The sequence below is a fragment of the Streptomyces thermodiastaticus genome (genome assembly GCF_014656135.1).
GTDB classification, from domain to species: Bacteria; Actinomycetota; Actinomycetes; order Streptomycetales; family Streptomycetaceae; genus Streptomyces; species Streptomyces thermodiastaticus.
Genome location: NZ_BNBV01000063.1, coordinates 1 through 1,744, shown reverse-complemented (window position 1 = coordinate 1,744; position 1,744 = coordinate 1). Strand labels below are relative to the sequence as shown.

The following is a 1,744-nucleotide window of genomic DNA, read 5'->3' as shown; positions in this document are numbered from 1 at the left end:
GGCGCCGGAGGTGATGGAGGCGCCGACCTGGGCGGTCAGGCCTTTGATGGTGCCGGCCTTGTGGGCGTTGATGGGCTGTTCCATCTTCATCGCCTCCAGGACGACGACGAGGTCGCCGGCCTGGACCTGCTGGCCGTCCTCGACGGCGACCTTGACGATGGTGCCCTGCATGGGGGAGGCGAGGGTGTCGCCGGTGGCGACGGGGCCGGTCTTGCGGGCGGCGCGCCGCTTGGGCTTGGCGCCGGCGGCGAGGCCGGTGCGGGCCAGGGACATGCCCAGGGAGGCGGGCAGGGAGACCTCCAGGCGCTTGCCGCCGACCTCGACGACGACGGTCTCGCGGCCGGCGTCGTCGTCGGTGTCGGCGTCGGTGGGGGAGGTGAAGGCGGGGATGTCGTTGGTGAACTCGGTCTCGATCCAGCGGGTGTGGACCTGGAAGGGGCCGGTCCGGCCGTGGATCTCGGGGGCGAAGGCGGGGTCGGTGACGACTTTGCGGTGGAAGGGCAGGGCGGTGGCCATGCCGTCGATCTGGAATTCGTCCAGGGCGCGGGCGGCGCGCTGGAGGGCCTCGGTGCGGGTGCGGCCGGTGACGATGAGCTTGGCGAGCAGGGAGTCCCAGGCGGGGCCGATGATGCTGCCGGTCTCGACGCCGGTGTCCAGGCGGACGCCGGGGCCGGTGGGCGGGGCGAAGCGGGTGACGGTGCCGGGAGCGGGCAGGAAACTGCGGCCGGGGTCCTCGCCGTTGATGCGGAACTCGAAGGAGTGGCCGCGCAAGGGCGGGTCGTCGTAGCCGAGTTCTTCGCCGTCGGCGATGCGGAACATCTCGCGGACGAGGTCGATGCCGGCGACTTCCTCGGTGACGGGGTGTTCGACCTGCAGGCGGGTGTTGACCTCGAGGAAGGAGATGGTGCCGTCCTGGCCGATGAGGAATTCGCAGGTGCCGGCGCCTTCGTAGCCGGCTTCCTTGAGGATGGCCTTGGAGGCGCGGTAGAGCTCGGCGGTCTGCTCCTCGGTCAGGTAGGGGGCCGGGGCTTCCTCGACGAGTTTCTGGTGGCGGCGCTGCAGGGAGCAGTCGCGGGTGGAGACCACGACGACGTTGCCGTGCTTGTCGGCCAGGCACTGGGTCTCGACGTGGCGGGGGCGGTCGAGGTAGCGCTCGACGAAGCATTCCCCGCGGCCGAACGCGGCCACCGCCTCGCGGACGGCGGAGTCGTACAGCTCGGGGATCTCCTCCAGGGTGCGGGCGACCTTCAGGCCGCGGCCGCCGCCGCCGAAGGCGGCCTTGATCGCGACGGGCAGGCCGTGCTCGCGGGCGAAGGCGACGACCTCGTCGGCGCCGGAGACCGGGTCCGGGGTGCCCGCGGCCAGGGGAGCGCCGGCGCGCTGGGCGATGCGGCGGGCGGCGACCTTGTCGCCCAGGTCGCGGATGGCCTGCGGGGGCGGGCCGATCCAGATCAGGCCCGCGTCCAGGACGGCCTGCGCGAAGTCGGCGTTCTCGGAGAGGAAGCCGTAGCCGGGGTGGATCGCGTCGGCGCCGGACTCCTTGGCGGCCTTGAGGACCTTCTCCATATCGAGGTAGCTCGTGGCCGGGGTGTCACCGCCCAGGGCGTAGGCCTCATCCGCGGCACGGACGTGCAGCGCGTCCCGGTCCGGATCGGCGTACACGGCCACACTCGCGATCCCGGCGTCCCGGCACGCCCGGGCCACGCGGACAGCGATTTCGCCACGATTGGCGATGAGCACCTTG

Annotated in this window: 1 protein-coding gene; it reads right to left on the bottom strand. The window is 72.4% G+C overall.

What is annotated here, in order from left to right:
- The coding region (locus tag IE286_RS26810; protein WP_189799348.1) for an ATP-binding protein at nucleotides 1-1,744 on the bottom strand (1,744 nt) is incomplete at both ends.